Below are 13992 nucleotides of genomic sequence, written 5' to 3' on the forward strand. Positions count from 1 at the left end.
TCGTGGTCAGGTGAGCACCAGCTCCAGGTGGTCCGGGGTGGGCAGGCCGCCGCCGTCGCGCCGCAGCGCCTGGATCACGGTCGCGGTGCGGCCGTGGACCCGGACCCGGGACTCGGGAGGGGCGACGGTGTCCGGCGTGCAGTAGACGGTGGCCTCGGAGACCACCTCGCTGTCGTCCGGACCGCGCACCAGCCGCCGCCTGTCCTCGACGAAACACCGGACCTCGACGGGTGGGCCGTAGATCGGGCCGGTCGCACCGGCACCCTGGTACGGCTCGACCACGACGGTGTGCCGCAGCAGCCAGCCGGGGATCACCCCCACGGCCCGCTCCAGCTGTAGGGCCCGTGACCGAGCAGGCCGGCGCGGCGCAGGTGCCCCACCGCCTCCTCGGAGTAGGTCTGGCCGTAGCCGGTCGCCGAGCCCTTGCCGGTGTAGCCCCGGCCGAGGCTGACCGAGCCGATGCTGACCTGCTGCATCTGCGATGCCGCGCCGGACTCGTCGCCGGTCTCGATCCACCACTCGACCTGGGCGCAGGTGGCGTCGCGCAGCGCGGCGATCGCCGCGGCGTCGGTCGGGTGGCCGGTGATGGCGTCGGCGGCGTAGACGGCCGTGGTGAGCATGTCGTCCACCCGCGCCGACGCACGCCGGAGCATCCGGCGGGCGTCTGCCGGCGGCGCGGCCTCCAGGTAGTCGGCGAGGTCTGCGGTGGTCGCGTACACCCGCTGGCCCGCGACCACCACCGGGAGCACAGGGCGGGCGGTGACGGTCTGCTGCTCGACGCCCGCGCCGGTCCCGGTCACCGTCCACCGGGCCAGCCAGACGCCCGGCGCGGTGAGCGGGAGCAGCGCCGTCCACACCGACCGGTCGCCGTTCGGCGTGGTGGTCGGCGAGGTGGTGGTGCCGGTGGGGGAGACCACGGTCAGCGTCGCGCTGGTGTCCGGAGCGGACGGTGCAACGGTGAGGGCGAGGGTGGCGATGTCGCCGACGTCGGTGGTGGTCACCTGGCCTCCAATCCGGACACGCGGCCGCTCGTGGTGAGGCCGGCGACGGTCACGCCGGTGGTGTGCACGCCGGGCACGAGCAGCGCGCCGGCCACGGACACGGGCAGCGCGGTGTCGGTCTCGACCGCCAGGCCGAGCGGCACCGCGCGGTGCAGACCGGGCTGGTGCGCGGTGTCGACTTCGGCCGCCAGGTCCAGCGGCACGCGGTGCGCCGGCGCGACGGCGTGCGCCGTGCCGGTCTCGGCGGCCTGTGCGAGCAGCGCCCGCTTGGTCACTGCGATCGCGTGCGCGGTGTGCGCCTCGACCGCCTGCGCCAGCTGCACGCGGACCTCGGTCGTCGGCTCGACGTCGGTGATGAGCACGTCGATCCAGTAGTTCGCGCCGCCACCGGAGATCGCCGGGTAGTTGGACAGCGGCCCGGTGGAGAACGAGCCCTGCCCCGCGACCGAGGCCGCGTGGCTGTAGGCGGTCAGAGGGCCGTGCACGATGCCCAGCTCCCCCGGCCCGCCGCTGTCCCAGTAGCCCGGGGTGAGGTGGAAGCGGTCCGGGAAGTGCACGCACGCCTTGTGCCGCACGGCCTCGCTCAGGGCCAGCGGAGTGCCGAGGAGCCCGACCTGCCAGCCGAGGCCGGACAGCGCGAACGCCACGTGACTGCCGGGTACCGGGGTGCCCGAGCTGGTGTCGTCGACCGTGAACGCCTGCCCCTCGACCGCGCCGTCGACGTCGAGGTTGCCGCGCCAGAACGCCAGGCCCAGCAGCCATGTTGGCCCGCTGGTCCGGATCTCCATGCCGAGGTTGAGCGGCTGGCCGTCTGTGACGCTGGTCGACGGGCCGTCGGTGGCTGGGAAGACGCGGTAGTCCGTCACCGTCCACCTCTGCTCAGGCTGCGCGGAGCAGGCCCGCTGCGTTGATCTCGGCGACCAGGTTGGTGCCGTCCGTGGTGGCCACGAAGTCGTGGTAGGACACCGGCACCAGCGACGAGTCGGTGCCGCCGGTCGTGTCCGGGTCGTAGGCCACGAGCAGCTTGCCCAGCGCGTTGTTCGTCGCGCCGCCGGCCGAGGTCCACGTCTGGTCGGGGATGTCGAGGTCGACCCGGTTGGCCGCGTTGTCCTGGTTGATCGTGATTCCCGAGGTGAGGATCTTGCGGCCGTAGTTGGTGAAATCGGCCTCGTCCGACGCGCCGCCGAGGAGGGTGGCCAGGTCCAGGTAGTCGGCCAGCACGTCGTCGGCGACCAGCCCGCTCGCCTTGAGCAGCAGGATGACGAGCGCGTCGTTCGCCGCAGGCAGGGACAGCAAGCCCCGCCACGACCCCTTGCTGACGTTGAACACCCCGGCGGCCACGTGGTCCTCCTACTACGCGCTGGTGCCGATGAGGATCACGTCACACACGACCGCGCTGCCCGAACCGGAGTTGACCAGGTCGATCAGGTCGCCGGTGCTCGGCGTCACCGTCACGCCAGCACCGGGTGCTCCCCAGGCGTTGAACCCGCCCGGGAACACGGGCACGGCGTCGCCCGCCGCGCCGAACAGCGGGACGCCGTTGGTGGCCGGACGGGTGATGATCACGTTGTTCGTGTTGGTGGTCGCGGCCACGACGATGAGCGCCTTGAGCTTGACGATCGTCAACGCCTGGCCGAGGGAATCGGTGAGCCCGCCGGCGAGGTCGAGGGTGTCGGTGCTCGACGCCGCGATGTTGCGGGCCTTGTTGCGCCACAGCTTGTCCGCTTGGCCCGCGCCGACGCCGCTGGTGAGCACGAGTTCTTTGAGATACCGCAGGTCGTCCTGCGGGGTGGACAGGTCCGCCAGACCGGTCAGGCCGGCGACGAGTTCGAGCTTGAAGCGGGTGGTGAGGGCCACTGCCTACTCAACCTCCTTCGGGCCGCGCTTGCGCGCGGTGGGCTTGATCGCCTCGTCGGCGTGCGGCGGTTGGGTCTCCGGTGTCGATTCGCCGGTTCCGGGCTCCTGCGGGCGTTCGCCCGCGCCGGTGTCCGACTGCTCGGCCTGCGCGGGTTCGGGTGCGCCGGCGAGCCGCCAGCCGCCGGTTCCGCCCTCCAGCACCATCACGCCGAGCCTGGTGTCCTCGTGGCTGCCGTCGATCGGGGCGACGCGCTCGACCACCTGGCCGCCCTCGACGCGCTCGTACACGGTCACGCGCATCACCTCCTGGTGGGTCCGCCGGGCCGCGCGGTCCCAACGCGGCCCGGCGGAGGACTGGTCAGCTGACGATGGCGATTGGGCACTTCGCGACGGCGGTGCGCGCCCCGGTCGTCGCCGGCGCGACGTCGCCGGTCGCGGACCCGAACGTGAACCCGAACGCCTTGCTGCCGGTGTGGACCGCGCCGGACGCGGTGACGATCGGCGCGCAGCCGATCAGCGTCTGCACGGTCGACGCCGTGGTCGACGTGGCCACGATGTACCAGCCGTCCGCCGGGATCGTGTAGGGCGACGTCAGTGCCAGCTTGCGGGCGGTGTTGGCCGACCACGCCGCCGCGCCCTGTGCCGCGGACTGCCGCAGCAGGTTGCCCGCCGCGTCGTAGAGCGCGTGCCACCCGGCAGTGCCCGAGGCCAACGCGGTCGCGCCGGCCACGAACGACAGGTTGGTGACGACGTCACCCTTGCGCAGGAACACGAACGTGCCGATCGCGACACCGGTGCCGGTGGCGGCCAGGTCGCTCGTGCACGCCCACGCGGGAATGTTGCTGCGCACGAAAGCGTCCTGGTCGACGCCGGGCAGGTCGTTGTAGGGACCGTCCAGCGCCGGACTGTCGGCGAGGACGCGGGGGTAGCGGCCGTGGACGGTCGTCACTTCTCCTCCTTGGCGGGAGTCTTCGCGGCCGGCTTCGCGGGGGACTTCGGGGCAGCGCCCTTGTCCTCGGTGGACGCAGGCGCGGGCGGCCCGCTCTGCTTGCCGTCGTCCTGGCCGTCCACCGGTGGGATGCCGAGGATTTCGGCTTCGCCGACCGCGCGGGAGTTGGGCGTGCCGACCGGGCCGGTCTCGGGCTGCACGTCGGCCGGGGAGTCGATCTCCTCGACCACGTAGCCCTTGCGCCGGAAGTAGGTCAGCGCGGTGACGGCGGTCGGCGGCCGGGTCGCGCCGTCCGGGCGCGGCGCGTCGAGGTCGACCGACAGCGCGGCCACCCCGCGCTCGAACCGGACGCCCACGACCGAGCCGCTGAACAAGGCCTCGGGGGCGGTGATGCGGAAGTGCTGGACAGACATGACCATCCCCTCTCAGGCGACCTTGATGTTGCGGAGCACGCCGCAGGACTTGGTGTTGCGCAGGACCATCGCGCCGGGACCGATCTCGATCTCGCCGCTCTTGACCGCGCCGGGCGTGTTCCACTGCGGCAGGTAGGTCTCGACCAGCGGCTTGCCGGCCATCGCCGCGCCGTGGAACGAGTCCAGCCCGAACGACACGGCGTAGAGGTCGGTGAGGTTGGTGATGTTGCCGCCACCGCCGACGCCGTCCGCGTCGCGGGTCTCGATCGGGATGATCGGCCCGCTGCCCAGGCTCTTCTCGCCGATGTCCACGAGCGGCCAGGGGCCGTACATCTCGACCTGGCGGCCGAGGTCGTCCTTGGTGTTGGTGTAGCTGCCCGCCCACCGGGCGAGCGCGCGCATACGCGTGATGCTCTTGGTGTTGCCCAGGATCGCGCGCACACCGGCCGGGAGCGCGCCGGGCGCGCCGAGGTCGCCGCCGCCGACCTTGGACGGGACGATGGTGGACAGCCAGTCGTCGATGATGTCGAGCTGGATGTTGGCCTTGGCCTGGGTGTCGATCGTGCCCGGCGACCAGTCCGCGTACATCGTGGTGCCGGAGTTGGGCACGTACTCGGTGGTGCTGCCGGTGAGCAGCTTGTCGAGGCCGTCGAACCCGGAGTCGTCCACGGCGACGTCGCCGTTGATGATCTCCTCCTGGAGCCGGATCGTCGCGCCGGTCAGCAACTCCTGCATTTGGAACGTCAGCTCGTTGGTCTGCGCGGGACCGAGGTTGCGCAGTACCCGGTCGAGCGCAAACGCGCCGCCGAAAGCTTTGAGCCCCACGGACTTCTGCTCGCGCTTCGCGCTGTCGGTGCTGTACTCCGTGTTGAGCCGGCGGAACTGGCCGCTGCGCGCCTGCGTGAGCAGGGTGTAGCCGTAGACGAGCGAGGCACCGCCGGTGCCCGGCGTCGCGGTGTCGTCCCACACGATCTGATCCCACAGCCACGAGTACTGGCGCAGGTTGCGGATGACCGCGTGGTCGATGTCGGCGCGGGCGTTGATCTCAGCCTGCGCGAGAGTGACAGGCATGTGCCTCTCCTCGGGGTTGGGTTAGGTCTGCTTGGTGGCCGCCGCGACCGCTGCGTGCAGGGAGCCCGAGCGCGGAGCCGGTCCCTGGCCGCCGTTCATGCCGTCCGAACCGGACTTCTTCGGCGTGGTCGGGGCGTGCTCGCGGCCGTACCGCTTGGGGTTGTCCTTGACCCGCTGCTTGATCAGCTCGGCGAGGTCTTCGCGGAACGTCTTCGACGCCGGGTCGAGTGCGTCCACGTCGGCCTTGAACTCGCGGCTGTCGAGCAGCGCGCCGGCGTCGGCCTTGTGCGTGTCCGCCATGCGGTAGACGGCCAGGTCGGTCCGCGCGTCCTGCGCTTCCTGGGCGGCCTTGTCGCGCTCGGCGGTGAGCTGGTCGGCCAGCTTCTGCGGGTCGACCTCCTCGCCCTTCTTCAGGCCGAGGGCGACCGCGATCGCGTCGAGGGTCTTCTGGGTCGCCGACTGGCCTTGGGCGGCCTGGTCGAACGCCCTCTTGTTCTCCTTGGCCCGGTCCTCCCACTGGCGGGCCTTGGCCTTCCAGTCGGTGCCGTCGCCCTTGGGCTCCTCTGCCTTGGCCGGTTCCGTGCTCGACGGCTCCTGTGCAGGCGCGGTCGGCTCGGTGGTCGGCTCGCCGGAGGAGTCGGCGGACGTGGTGGTGGCCTCTTCGGACATGTGGGTTCTCCCGTGCGGGTGTGGTGGAGCGGGGTGGCCGTGCGGCCGTGAGCGCGCACGCCGAACGGGCCCGTGCGGGCCTGGCGGCGTAGCGGAATCCGCACCTGCGGCGATCAGCTCTGTGTGATGAATCGAGCACTCGCAGCAGGGGCAGTCGTGATCGCGCTGTGCACCGCGTGCAGCGGCGGCAACGCGAAATCGGGGGAGACAGGCGCGGCCAGCGCGCCGGGCACCACGCCGTCGACGAGCGCGGCCCCGGACACCAGCGTGCTGGAGAGCGCGGTCCGGGCCTACTCGGAGGCGTACCTGGGAGGTAGAGGGTCGGAGGCGTACGACCTGCTGTCGACGCGCTGCCGGGAACGGCAGACCCGGACGGCGTTCGTCGGCCTGGTGGACGCGGCGTCCCAGCTGTACGGGCCGCAGGAGATCAAGACGTTGAGCGTGGACCAGGCGTCGGGCGACCTCGCGCGGGTCACCTACACCTACGCGCGCGCCGAGCTGGACCAGCGTGGGGAGCCGTGGACCCGCGAGGCCGGCCAGTGGCGGATCGACGACTGCTGACCCGTTCACGACGAAGGCCCCGCCGGGGAGGCGGGGCCTTCGTCGTAGTCGGGATCAGTTCGGGGGCTCCATCGGCGGGCCGGGCTTCGGCTGCTCGGGCGCGTCGGTCACCTCGACCTCGGTGTCCTCCCACCGGTCGATGATCGACCGCGCGGGATCGGTAGGACTGCTCATGGGTCGGTCACCACCTCCACGTCGACGTGCCTCGTCCCATCCTGGTCGACGCCGTGGTCGGCGACGACGCGGTACCGGTGCCGGCGCTCGGTGAGCACCTCCGCCTCGGTCCGGATGCCGCCCAGGGACTGGCCCGGCCCCGCCATGTCGGACAGGCGCAGGGCGCGGGAACCGGCCGGCAGCACGATCCGCATCATCACCCTTCCCGTGGCACCCGCCTTGCTGAAACTCCGCGCCACCCGGTCGTCGACAGTGGTCGAGGAATAGCCCTTCTCGGTCCACTCCAGCCCGACCACGTCGATGTCGTTCCACGCCGCACCGAAGACCCTGCGGGGATCCATGATGCCCCGGTGCACGCCGACCGGTTTGGGCAGGTCGGACAGCGCCATGACCTGGTCGATCCTGGCCACGGTGTCGGCTCGGTCGCCTGTCCCGTGGCGCAGGTACGCGTTGATCGACTGGTAGCCCGAGCCCCGGTAGTCGGCGACCGCCTGCGCCACCTGCCGCAGCCTGTCGGCGTCCCACCCGACCGGCTTGGGCACCAGTCGCCGGTCGGTGTAGGTGAGCTGGATCGGCGGCGTGTCGAGTCCCTTGCGGCCCTTGGCCGCCGCCTTGTGCGCCTTTTCCCACGCCCGGTGCCGCTTGGCCTGCTCCCGCAGCGCGGGCAGCCTGGCTACCAGATCCTTGCGCCGGGCGACCAGCGTGTCCGCGAGCGACCTGGGCAGCCCGGCAGCCTCGATGATCTGGCGGATCGTGCCGACCTTGACCTTGTTGACCCGGGTCACCGCCGCCAACTGCTCGGCCGGCGTCATGCCGCCGAACACGCGGCTGGCCTGCGGTGCCCGCGAGGCGTCCCGCAGGGACAGCCACTCGTCCACCTTGTCGCCGAAAGCGCTGCCCTTCGCGCCGCCCTGCGCACGGTGCAGGAGCGACCCGCCGAGGTCGATCCGGGCGACCTTGCCGTCCGGCCGCTTGATGATGTTGTCGAAGCTCGCGCCGACCGTGTCCCAGTTGGCCAGCCAGGCGTCGACGCCGTAGCCCTCGCGCAGCTCCTTGCGCACGGACGCGGGGTCGGACACGCGGTCGCCGTCGAGCACGCGGGACGCGGTGTGCCAGTCGCCGGACAGGTCCGGGGTGCCGCGTCCCAGGTGCACCTCGGGCACGTCGACACCGGCCGCCTCGTACAGCTTCGCCGCGGCGACCTCGTTGCGGGCGTGCAGCTCGGAGCGCTGCGACTTGACGTACCAGCGGACACCCTTGTCGTCCTCGTACAGCCCGCCCGGGTTCGACCCGCCCTGCGGACCCACCCTGCGCAGGCCGGAGAAGTCTCCGTCCACGACCCCGCTGGGCTTAAGCTTGAGGACCATGCCGCCGAGCGGGTTCTCCGGCTCGGGGCCGGGCGTGACGTCGCCGAGGTCGAGCTGGTCCCGGTCGACGTGCACGACCGGCTCGTCCGGTGTGGACGATGTCGGCTTGGCCTTGCTGCCGGGCCCGCCGTCGAGCGTGGGCTGGGTGGTCGGGCCGATGTCGCCCGCCGCGCCGCCCTTGCCCTTGGGCGGGATGTTGCCCGCGCCGATCTGCTCCCGGTACGGCAGCCGCTTGAGCTTGGGGTTGGCCTTGAGGTGTTCGCGCAGCTTCTCCTGAGCCGCGCGGACGTCGCGCCCTGCGGCCTTCTTCGCCGCCGGGTCCAGCGCGCCGACCTCGGCGACCTTCGCCGCCCGGATCTCCCGCTCCAGCGCCCGTTGCTTCTGCCTCGCCTTGTCGCCCTCGGGGTCGGCGGTCTCCCTGGTCGGCAGCTTCGACACGCCAGGCAGGTACGCGGACACCGAGTGGCGGCAGTTGGGGTGCTGGAGACCGTCCCTGCGGGCGTCGTCCAGCGTGGCCAGCACGGTGACCGTGACGGTCTGGTCGTCGTCGGTGGCGTGCGGGACCTTGATCCTGCCGACCGGGCCGGCGGTCGTGCGCAGCACCTTGCCCTCGAACGGGCGGCACCGCTCGCACTCCTGGCCGTGGTCGGACACCTGCACCAGGTCGATGTCGAGCTGGGCGAGCCGGTCGGTCTGGCCCTGCACCGCCGCGCGCTGGGTGACCGTGCGCGCGGCCATCTCCACGTAGGACGAGAGCTGCCAGCGCCGGCCGCCACGGTCCACGAAGGACGTGATGCCCTTGTCGGTGAACGCCCTCCACGCGGCCTGCGATGCCTGCCGCCGGGTCTGCGTGCCGGTCACCGTGGTCGCCACGGCGGCGGCCACGACCGACCGGTACACGTCGACGACGTCGCGCAGGATGTTGCTCGACTTGATGCCGACGTCCTTGTGGACGGCGGCGGCCAGCGCCTCGACCGCGCCCGCGCCGGGCAGGTCGTCCCACTGCGCCTTCGCCGCCGCCTGGCCGAGCCCGCTCTTGGGGAACCAGGACTTGGGCAGCTCCGCCGCCGCTGAGTTCGCGCCGGACCGGAAGGCCTTCGCCGCGGCGTCGCGGAACGCGGCGTCGCTCGACGTCGTCAGGCCCGCGATGACGGCCTGCGCACCCCGCCGCAGTGCCTGCACCGCCGCGAGCTTGCGCGTCACCCACTCCGGCGCGGGCATGTCGCTGTCGAGGTCGCCCTTGAGGTGCTGGGCCAGCAGCCGCACCAGCGCCAGCTCGGCCTCGCGGTAGACGTCCGCGACGGTCGCGGCGATGGCGTCGAGGTGTTCGGGGTCGACCGGCACCGGGGATCACCTCCCCGGCACGGTCAGGCGGCGGGTTCCGCCTCCTCGACCGGTTCGCCGTCCCCGGCCTCGTCGTCGGGGGGCTCCGGCTCGTCGCCGGTGGTGCCGTTGGCTGCGAGGTCGTCCAGGTCCTGGCCGGCGTCGGTGTTGACCATGCCGAGGTCCCGGCGGATCTCCAGCACTTCCCGGTCCACGCGCGGCTTGTCCCAGTCCGGGTTCAGGCGCTCGACCTTGGTCCGGATCGACACGGCCTCGGCCGCGTGCAGCAGCTGGAGCGTGCGCGCGGTCTTCTCGGGGTCCTCGGAGACGCCGTCGGGCCACTCGATGTCGGGCTGTTGCGGAGAGATGTCCGCGCCGAACTGGGCCTTGTCGACCTCCTGGAGGGTCCAGATGATGTCGGCGAGCGCGGGCAGCCAGTAGAGGATCTTGTGCGCGCGGGTGAGGTAGGTGTCGCGTTCGCGCGCGGTGACCTCGGTCGCCGTCGCCGCCACGTCACCGTCCAACCCGAACGACTGGAGGCTGTAGCCGGCCGACCGAAGGATCTCGATCGTGAGCTGCCGCGCCATCCCCAGGTGCTCGTCGACCCGGATGTCGAATTGGTTCAGCGTGATCAGGTTCTCGCCGGGGCCGGGGAGCATCCGGAGGGTCTCGTAGATCTCCTGGTCGGCGTCCCACGATGCGCCCTGGCCGGGGCCGTTGGAGGTCAGGTAGGTGTCCGGGACGAACACTCGGCCCTTGCCCAGGCGCAGGTCCCGCATGAGCGAGGTCCACGTCTCGTCGAGCCGGTCCAGCGGCCCTTCCGCGCCGGAGATATCCGCGCGCCCCAACGGCTCGGCGTCCGGGATCGTGCGCCACAGTTTGTTGGGCCGCATGTTCGGCACGTAGACGACGGTCAGCCGCGTCGTGCCGGTCTCGACCCGATCGGCCAGCTCGGCGGTGGCCTCGTAGTTGTGGAGGTCGACGGACTTGCCGAGCGTGTCGGGGGTGCCCTCGTACACGCCGTGCAGGATCACGCCGGACTCGTGACGCTCCAGGTGCCGGACTACCTTCTGGTCCTTCTCCTCCACGATGCGCCAGAACGTCGCGGCCTTGAGCCTGCCCCAGGACCACTCGGGCACGGCCTGGTCTGCGTGCGCGGTGTGCAGCCACGGCGCGTCGGCGACGTCCTTGTCCCACACCACCCGCAGGTACGTGCCGCCTAGGCCCGCGCAGGACTCGCCCGCCTCCAGGAGCGACGCGTGGAGCCGGTCGAACTGCCTGTCGAGGCGTTCCTGCGTCGGCGCGTGGGCGAGCTTGACCTTGGGCGGTTCGGCGAACAGCACCCTGGTGGACTTCTGCGCGATGTCGGCCGCCAGCGGCATGTGCAGCCGGGACGGCACCTCGCCGACCGACGTTGGGGCGCCCCAGAACCAGCGGCTGACGGTGCCGACGACGCCGCCCCGGTACTGGCTCGGGCGGTTGCGGACGCGGGCGCGGGACACGGAGTCGTAGCCCCGGCCGCTCCCTGGCCCGCCGTAGACGTAGGCGAGGTGGTCGGGGTCACCGGTGTACCAGGCGTCCCACGCGTCGAGGCGTGCGAACACCGGGTCCAACTTCTTCGGCGGCCAAGGGGTCTTGCCTCCGTCGGGGAGCGACACAGCTCACCCCCTGACTAGGTCTCGGTGCCCGCGTTCGTGGCGGGCTCGGCGGCGGGCGGGTCGATGTAGGTGTCGCGCCTGCGCCACACCACGACGGACGTACCGTCCTGCACCTCGATGGCGGCCGGGTCGTCCCAGCCGGACCACGAGGCGGTGGCGGCCGGGTCGTGGCGGCGGACGGTGATCGTGCCGTCCGGCCACTGCACCCCGTCCGCGACGACCGGCCCGTCGAGCGAGCCGGAACGCAGCACGAACAGGCGCGGGATCAGGTCATCCGGCACGCCGGGCCTCCAGGAACTCCCAGCGGGCCCGGCAGTGGCGGGCGTCGGCCAGCGCGTCGTGCTGCCCGTCGGTCTGCTCGGGCAGGTCGGTGACGCCGAGGTCGGCGGCGTACTGCTGGATGTCGCGAGTGAACATCGGGATGCCCGGCGGCAGGTCCAGCATCGTGCCGAACAGCTGCGCCAAGGCGACGTGGTCGTACGCGGCGTAGTCCGCCCACAGCTCGACCCGCTCGCCGTCGGCGAGGAGGAAGTCCCGCACGGCGCGGCCGAGCAGGGCGCGCGTGCGCACGGCCGGGTGACCGGTGTCGAGGTGGCCGTGCACGCACGCGCAGCGCACTCCGTCGTAGTGCCCGACGCGGGGCAGGTGCGGCCAGACGTTGGCCGCCAGCCACGGGTTGGACAGCAGCTTGCCACGGTCGAACTCGCTGCTGACGCCGTAGAACTCGCGGCCGTCCTCGGCGACGATCCCGATCGACACCAGGTCGATCGTGCGCCCGTCCTCGACGAACTCCGTGTCGAACCAGAACCGCATCAGACCCGCTCCGGCCAATGCCACGTGCCGCCCCGGTACGACAGCGCCGGGATCTCCACACCGGACGCGTCGTGCCCGGTGTCGCCGTCGTGCTGGCAGATGTGCTGGTGGAAGAACATTCCGGTCGGGTTGAGGACGGCGAGGCTGAGGCACTGGCCGTCCTCGGTGGCCTCCGGTTCCACAGCGGTGACGACCGCAGCACGGCAGGCCGACGTGTACTTCTGGGTGCCGTCCGTTCGAACGGGCGATCCCTCGCTGACGTAGTGCACGATCCGGCCCACGCTGGGCTTCTGCTCGGTCACAGGTTGCCTTTCTGGGTGCGGCGGTTCACGCGGCCTGGCGAAGCTGGTCGTGCCACGTGACCTCGGTCGTGTTGATCGCGTACCGGCCGGCGTCCAGCGAGTGGTCGTCCACCTTGATCGGGGCGTCCTCGCCCTTCTCGGCCTTCTTCGGGTCCCAGCTGTAGCCGCCGATCTCGTCGATCCAGCCCTTGCACGAGCGGTGCACGCGCAGCCGGTCGGTCGCCATGAGGCTGGACACGGTGCGGATGCCGTCCATAACCGAGTTGTTCGCCGGTCGCGGGGTGAGGCCGTCGCGGTAGAGCTGCTGGACGAAGCCGGCCGCGCTGGGGTCGACCACGGTCCACTCCGGCCACACCTTCAGCTCACCGAGCCAGTGCCGGACCCGCTCGCTGTACTCGTGGTCTGTGAGCGAGCGGTGCGCGGTCTTGGAGTCGTAACGCCACTCGTCGGCCAGGTAGAGCCGGCCGTCCTCACCCAGGCCGAGCAGCATCGCCGAGAACGGGTTGGTCGTGCCGTGGTCGATGCCGAGCGCGATCCAGCGGGTCATCGTCGGCAGGATGTCCACGATCATCCGGTCGGACCACATGTCGTAGACCGCGCCCTCGGCCAGGCACCACTCGCCGAGGATGAAGCGGCGGAACCACAGCCCGACGTACTGGGTCCGCAGCCGGTCGACGTAGGACTGCTCCAGGCTGGGGTTGTCGGCCAGCTCGAAGTGCCAGTGCCGCATGCCGACCTCGGCGGCGCGCAGGATGAAGTCCTTGCGCAGCCAGTGACCGGGACCGTCCGGATTGGTCGTGGCGAACAGCTTCGCGCCGGGAACCCGCAGTCGGGACAGCAGCATCATCCAGAAGCCGCGCGGCAGCAGTGTCGCCTCGTCCACGTAGGCGAGCGCGATGGTCATGCCCCGGATACGGTCCTCGGCGCGCACGTCGTTCGCGCCGATCAGGTGGACGGTGCGCCCGAGGATCGAGGCGGTGTTCGAGCCCCTGGTGTGGTGCACGTGCCCGGCGAGCGGCCCGAACAGCAGCGGCGACTGCAACGCCTCGATGAGGTTCCGCTCGATGGTGTCCTTGGTCTTGCCCATCATCACGATCAGCCCGTGGCTCGGGGCGACCGAGACTGCGATGAGGAACGCGACCAGGCTCGCGATCGTCTTGCCCGAGGACACCGCGCCGGACCACAGCGCGATCTGCGGGGTGGACTGCGCTCCGACGATGCTGCGGATCTGCTTGCGGCTCAGGATCTTCGTGACGCGGTCGAGGTCAATCGCTGCTGGCGTCATCGGGCTGTGCCTCGGGGTCGTCGTCACCGAGCTGGTCGGCGGCGGCCTGGAGGCCGGCGAACAACGCGGTCACCATGCTGCGTGCGCCCTCGGCACCACCATCGGTGTCGTGGTGGTCCAGGCGCATCGAAGCGTTCAGGGCGAGGCTGACCGAGCCCATGATGTCGCGCTGGTCCCGGAACAGCGGCTGCTCGACCTGCCGGCTGTTGTACGAGTTGTCCTTGCCGCCGAAGGAGTGCAGGGTCGTGGGCGACCAGAGCTGGTCGAGCAGCCGGTTGGACTCCTCCAGGAGCCTGTTCATCAGGTCGGCGCGGCGCGCCTTGGCGTCGGCCACCTTCGCCGCGGTCGCGGCCTTGGTGGCGGCGCGGTCGAAGCTCAGGCCGACCTTGCCGCAGAACTTCGTGATGGTCGACGGGCTGCGCTCCAGCGCGCGGGCGATGTCGTTGCGGGTCGCGCCCTCGGCGTGCAGTTCGCGGATCCGGGCCTGCTCCTCGGGCGTGAGGGGGGTGCTGACCATGAGGGACCACCTCCCCGCGGATCGCGGACGGG

18 protein-coding genes are annotated in these 13992 nt (G+C 71.6%); 1 reads left to right on the forward strand and 17 read right to left on the reverse strand.

Annotated elements, in window-relative coordinates:
- Positions 1-6: 6 nt before the first annotated feature.
- From AC0HI0_RS06865 to AC0HI0_RS06910, 10 genes are all read right to left on the reverse strand, one after another.
- The gene (locus tag AC0HI0_RS06865) at positions 7-321 is read right to left on the reverse strand and encodes a hypothetical protein (protein WP_480931410.1); all 315 of its coding nucleotides are present in this window, start codon (positions 319-321) and stop codon (positions 7-9) included.
- Positions 312-1001, reverse strand: a complete 690-nt coding sequence (locus AC0HI0_RS06870; RefSeq protein ID WP_480931411.1) for a hypothetical protein — start codon at positions 999-1001, stop codon at positions 312-314. Before AC0HI0_RS06870 ends, AC0HI0_RS06865 begins: the two co-directional genes overlap by 10 nt.
- On the reverse strand, positions 998-1867 hold the full coding sequence (locus AC0HI0_RS06875; protein WP_480931412.1) for a DUF4082 domain-containing protein: 870 nt from the start codon (positions 1865-1867) through the stop codon (positions 998-1000). Before AC0HI0_RS06875 ends, AC0HI0_RS06870 begins: the two co-directional genes overlap by 4 nt.
- A gap of 13 nt (positions 1868-1880) precedes the next feature.
- Positions 1881-2342: a hypothetical protein gene (locus tag AC0HI0_RS06880; protein WP_480931413.1), complete on the reverse strand. Its 462-nt coding sequence runs from the start codon at positions 2340-2342 to the stop codon at positions 1881-1883.
- Positions 2343-2354: 12 nt separating this feature from the next.
- Positions 2355-2858: a hypothetical protein gene (locus AC0HI0_RS06885; RefSeq protein WP_480931414.1), complete on the reverse strand. Its 504-nt coding sequence runs from the start codon at positions 2856-2858 to the stop codon at positions 2355-2357.
- A 3-nt stretch (positions 2859-2861) separates the two neighbouring features.
- Positions 2862-3152 carry a hypothetical protein gene (locus AC0HI0_RS06890; RefSeq protein ID WP_480931415.1) on the reverse strand — a complete coding sequence of 97 codons (291 nt, stop codon included), beginning with the start codon at positions 3150-3152 and terminating at the stop codon, positions 2862-2864.
- Positions 3153-3216: 64 nt separating this feature from the next.
- Entirely contained in the window at positions 3217-3807 is a 591-nt protein-coding gene (locus tag AC0HI0_RS06895; RefSeq protein WP_480931416.1) for a hypothetical protein, read from the reverse strand.
- The gene (locus AC0HI0_RS06900; protein ID WP_480931417.1) at positions 3804-4220 is read right to left on the reverse strand and encodes a hypothetical protein; all 417 of its coding nucleotides are present in this window, start codon (positions 4218-4220) and stop codon (positions 3804-3806) included. Before AC0HI0_RS06900 ends, AC0HI0_RS06895 begins: the two co-directional genes overlap by 4 nt.
- A 12-nt stretch (positions 4221-4232) precedes the next feature.
- Positions 4233-5291 carry a major capsid protein gene (locus tag AC0HI0_RS06905; protein ID WP_480931418.1) on the reverse strand — a complete coding sequence of 353 codons (1059 nt, stop codon included), beginning with the start codon at positions 5289-5291 and terminating at the stop codon, positions 4233-4235.
- A gap of 21 nt (positions 5292-5312) precedes the next feature.
- Positions 5313-5960 (reverse strand): hypothetical protein, encoded by a 648-nt coding sequence (locus AC0HI0_RS06910; protein WP_480931419.1) that lies wholly within the window; start codon positions 5958-5960, stop codon positions 5313-5315.
- A gap of 156 nt (positions 5961-6116) precedes the next feature.
- Between AC0HI0_RS06910 and AC0HI0_RS06915 the strand changes: the two genes are divergently transcribed.
- Positions 6117-6521, forward strand: coding sequence for a hypothetical protein (locus tag AC0HI0_RS06915; protein WP_480931420.1), 405 nt, complete (start codon positions 6117-6119; stop codon positions 6519-6521).
- A gap of 170 nt (positions 6522-6691) precedes the next feature.
- Here the strand turns inward: AC0HI0_RS06915 and AC0HI0_RS06920 are convergent, their stop codons facing one another.
- Genes AC0HI0_RS06920 through AC0HI0_RS06950 form a run of 7 tightly spaced genes read right to left on the reverse strand, consistent with a single transcriptional unit; the run spans position 6692 to position 13960 of the window.
- Positions 6692-9406: a phage minor capsid protein gene (locus AC0HI0_RS06920; RefSeq protein ID WP_480931421.1), complete on the reverse strand. Its 2715-nt coding sequence runs from the start codon at positions 9404-9406 to the stop codon at positions 6692-6694.
- Positions 9407-9429: 23 nt separating this feature from the next.
- Complete coding sequence (locus AC0HI0_RS06925) at positions 9430-11043, reverse strand: phage portal protein (RefSeq protein ID WP_480931422.1); 1614 nt, start codon at positions 11041-11043, stop codon at positions 9430-9432.
- 14 nt (positions 11044-11057) lie between these two features.
- Positions 11058-11324, reverse strand: coding sequence for a hypothetical protein (locus AC0HI0_RS06930; RefSeq protein WP_480931423.1), 267 nt, complete (start codon positions 11322-11324; stop codon positions 11058-11060).
- The gene (locus AC0HI0_RS06935) at positions 11314-11856 is read right to left on the reverse strand and encodes a 3'-5' exoribonuclease domain-containing protein (RefSeq protein ID WP_480931424.1); all 543 of its coding nucleotides are present in this window, start codon (positions 11854-11856) and stop codon (positions 11314-11316) included. Before AC0HI0_RS06935 ends, AC0HI0_RS06930 begins: the two co-directional genes overlap by 11 nt.
- Positions 11856-12158 (reverse strand): hypothetical protein, encoded by a 303-nt coding sequence (locus AC0HI0_RS06940; RefSeq protein ID WP_480931425.1) that lies wholly within the window; start codon positions 12156-12158, stop codon positions 11856-11858. The genes AC0HI0_RS06935 and AC0HI0_RS06940 overlap by 1 nt, the downstream gene beginning before the upstream one ends.
- Positions 12159-12183: 25 nt before the next feature.
- Positions 12184-13443 carry a PBSX family phage terminase large subunit gene (locus tag AC0HI0_RS06945; RefSeq protein ID WP_480931426.1) on the reverse strand — a complete coding sequence of 420 codons (1260 nt, stop codon included), beginning with the start codon at positions 13441-13443 and terminating at the stop codon, positions 12184-12186.
- Complete coding sequence (locus AC0HI0_RS06950) at positions 13424-13960, reverse strand: helix-turn-helix domain-containing protein (protein WP_480931427.1); 537 nt, start codon at positions 13958-13960, stop codon at positions 13424-13426. Before AC0HI0_RS06950 ends, AC0HI0_RS06945 begins: the two co-directional genes overlap by 20 nt.
- Positions 13961-13992 lie beyond the last annotated feature (32 nt).

The organism is Saccharothrix sp. NBAS 001 (genome assembly GCF_056640475.1).

What these genes read in the sequence shown, in the direction of transcription:
- AC0HI0_RS06900 (WP_480931417.1), bottom strand. Translation starts at nt 4,220, where the DNA reads ATGTCTGTCCAGCACTTCCGCATCACCGCCCCCGAGGCCTTGTTCAGC.
- AC0HI0_RS06905 (WP_480931418.1), bottom strand. Translation starts at nt 5,291, where the DNA reads ATGCCTGTCACTCTCGCGCAGGCTGAGATCAACGCCCGCGCCGACATC.
- AC0HI0_RS06910 (WP_480931419.1), bottom strand. Translation starts at nt 5,960, where the DNA reads ATGTCCGAAGAGGCCACCACCACGTCCGCCGACTCCTCCGGCGAGCCG.
- AC0HI0_RS06935 (WP_480931424.1), bottom strand. Translation starts at nt 11,856, where the DNA reads ATGCGGTTCTGGTTCGACACGGAGTTCGTCGAGGACGGGCGCACGATC.
- AC0HI0_RS06945 (WP_480931426.1), bottom strand. Translation starts at nt 13,443, where the DNA reads ATGACGCCAGCAGCGATTGACCTCGACCGCGTCACGAAGATCCTGAGC.
- AC0HI0_RS06950 (WP_480931427.1), bottom strand. Translation starts at nt 13,960, where the DNA reads ATGGTCAGCACCCCCCTCACGCCCGAGGAGCAGGCCCGGATCCGCGAA.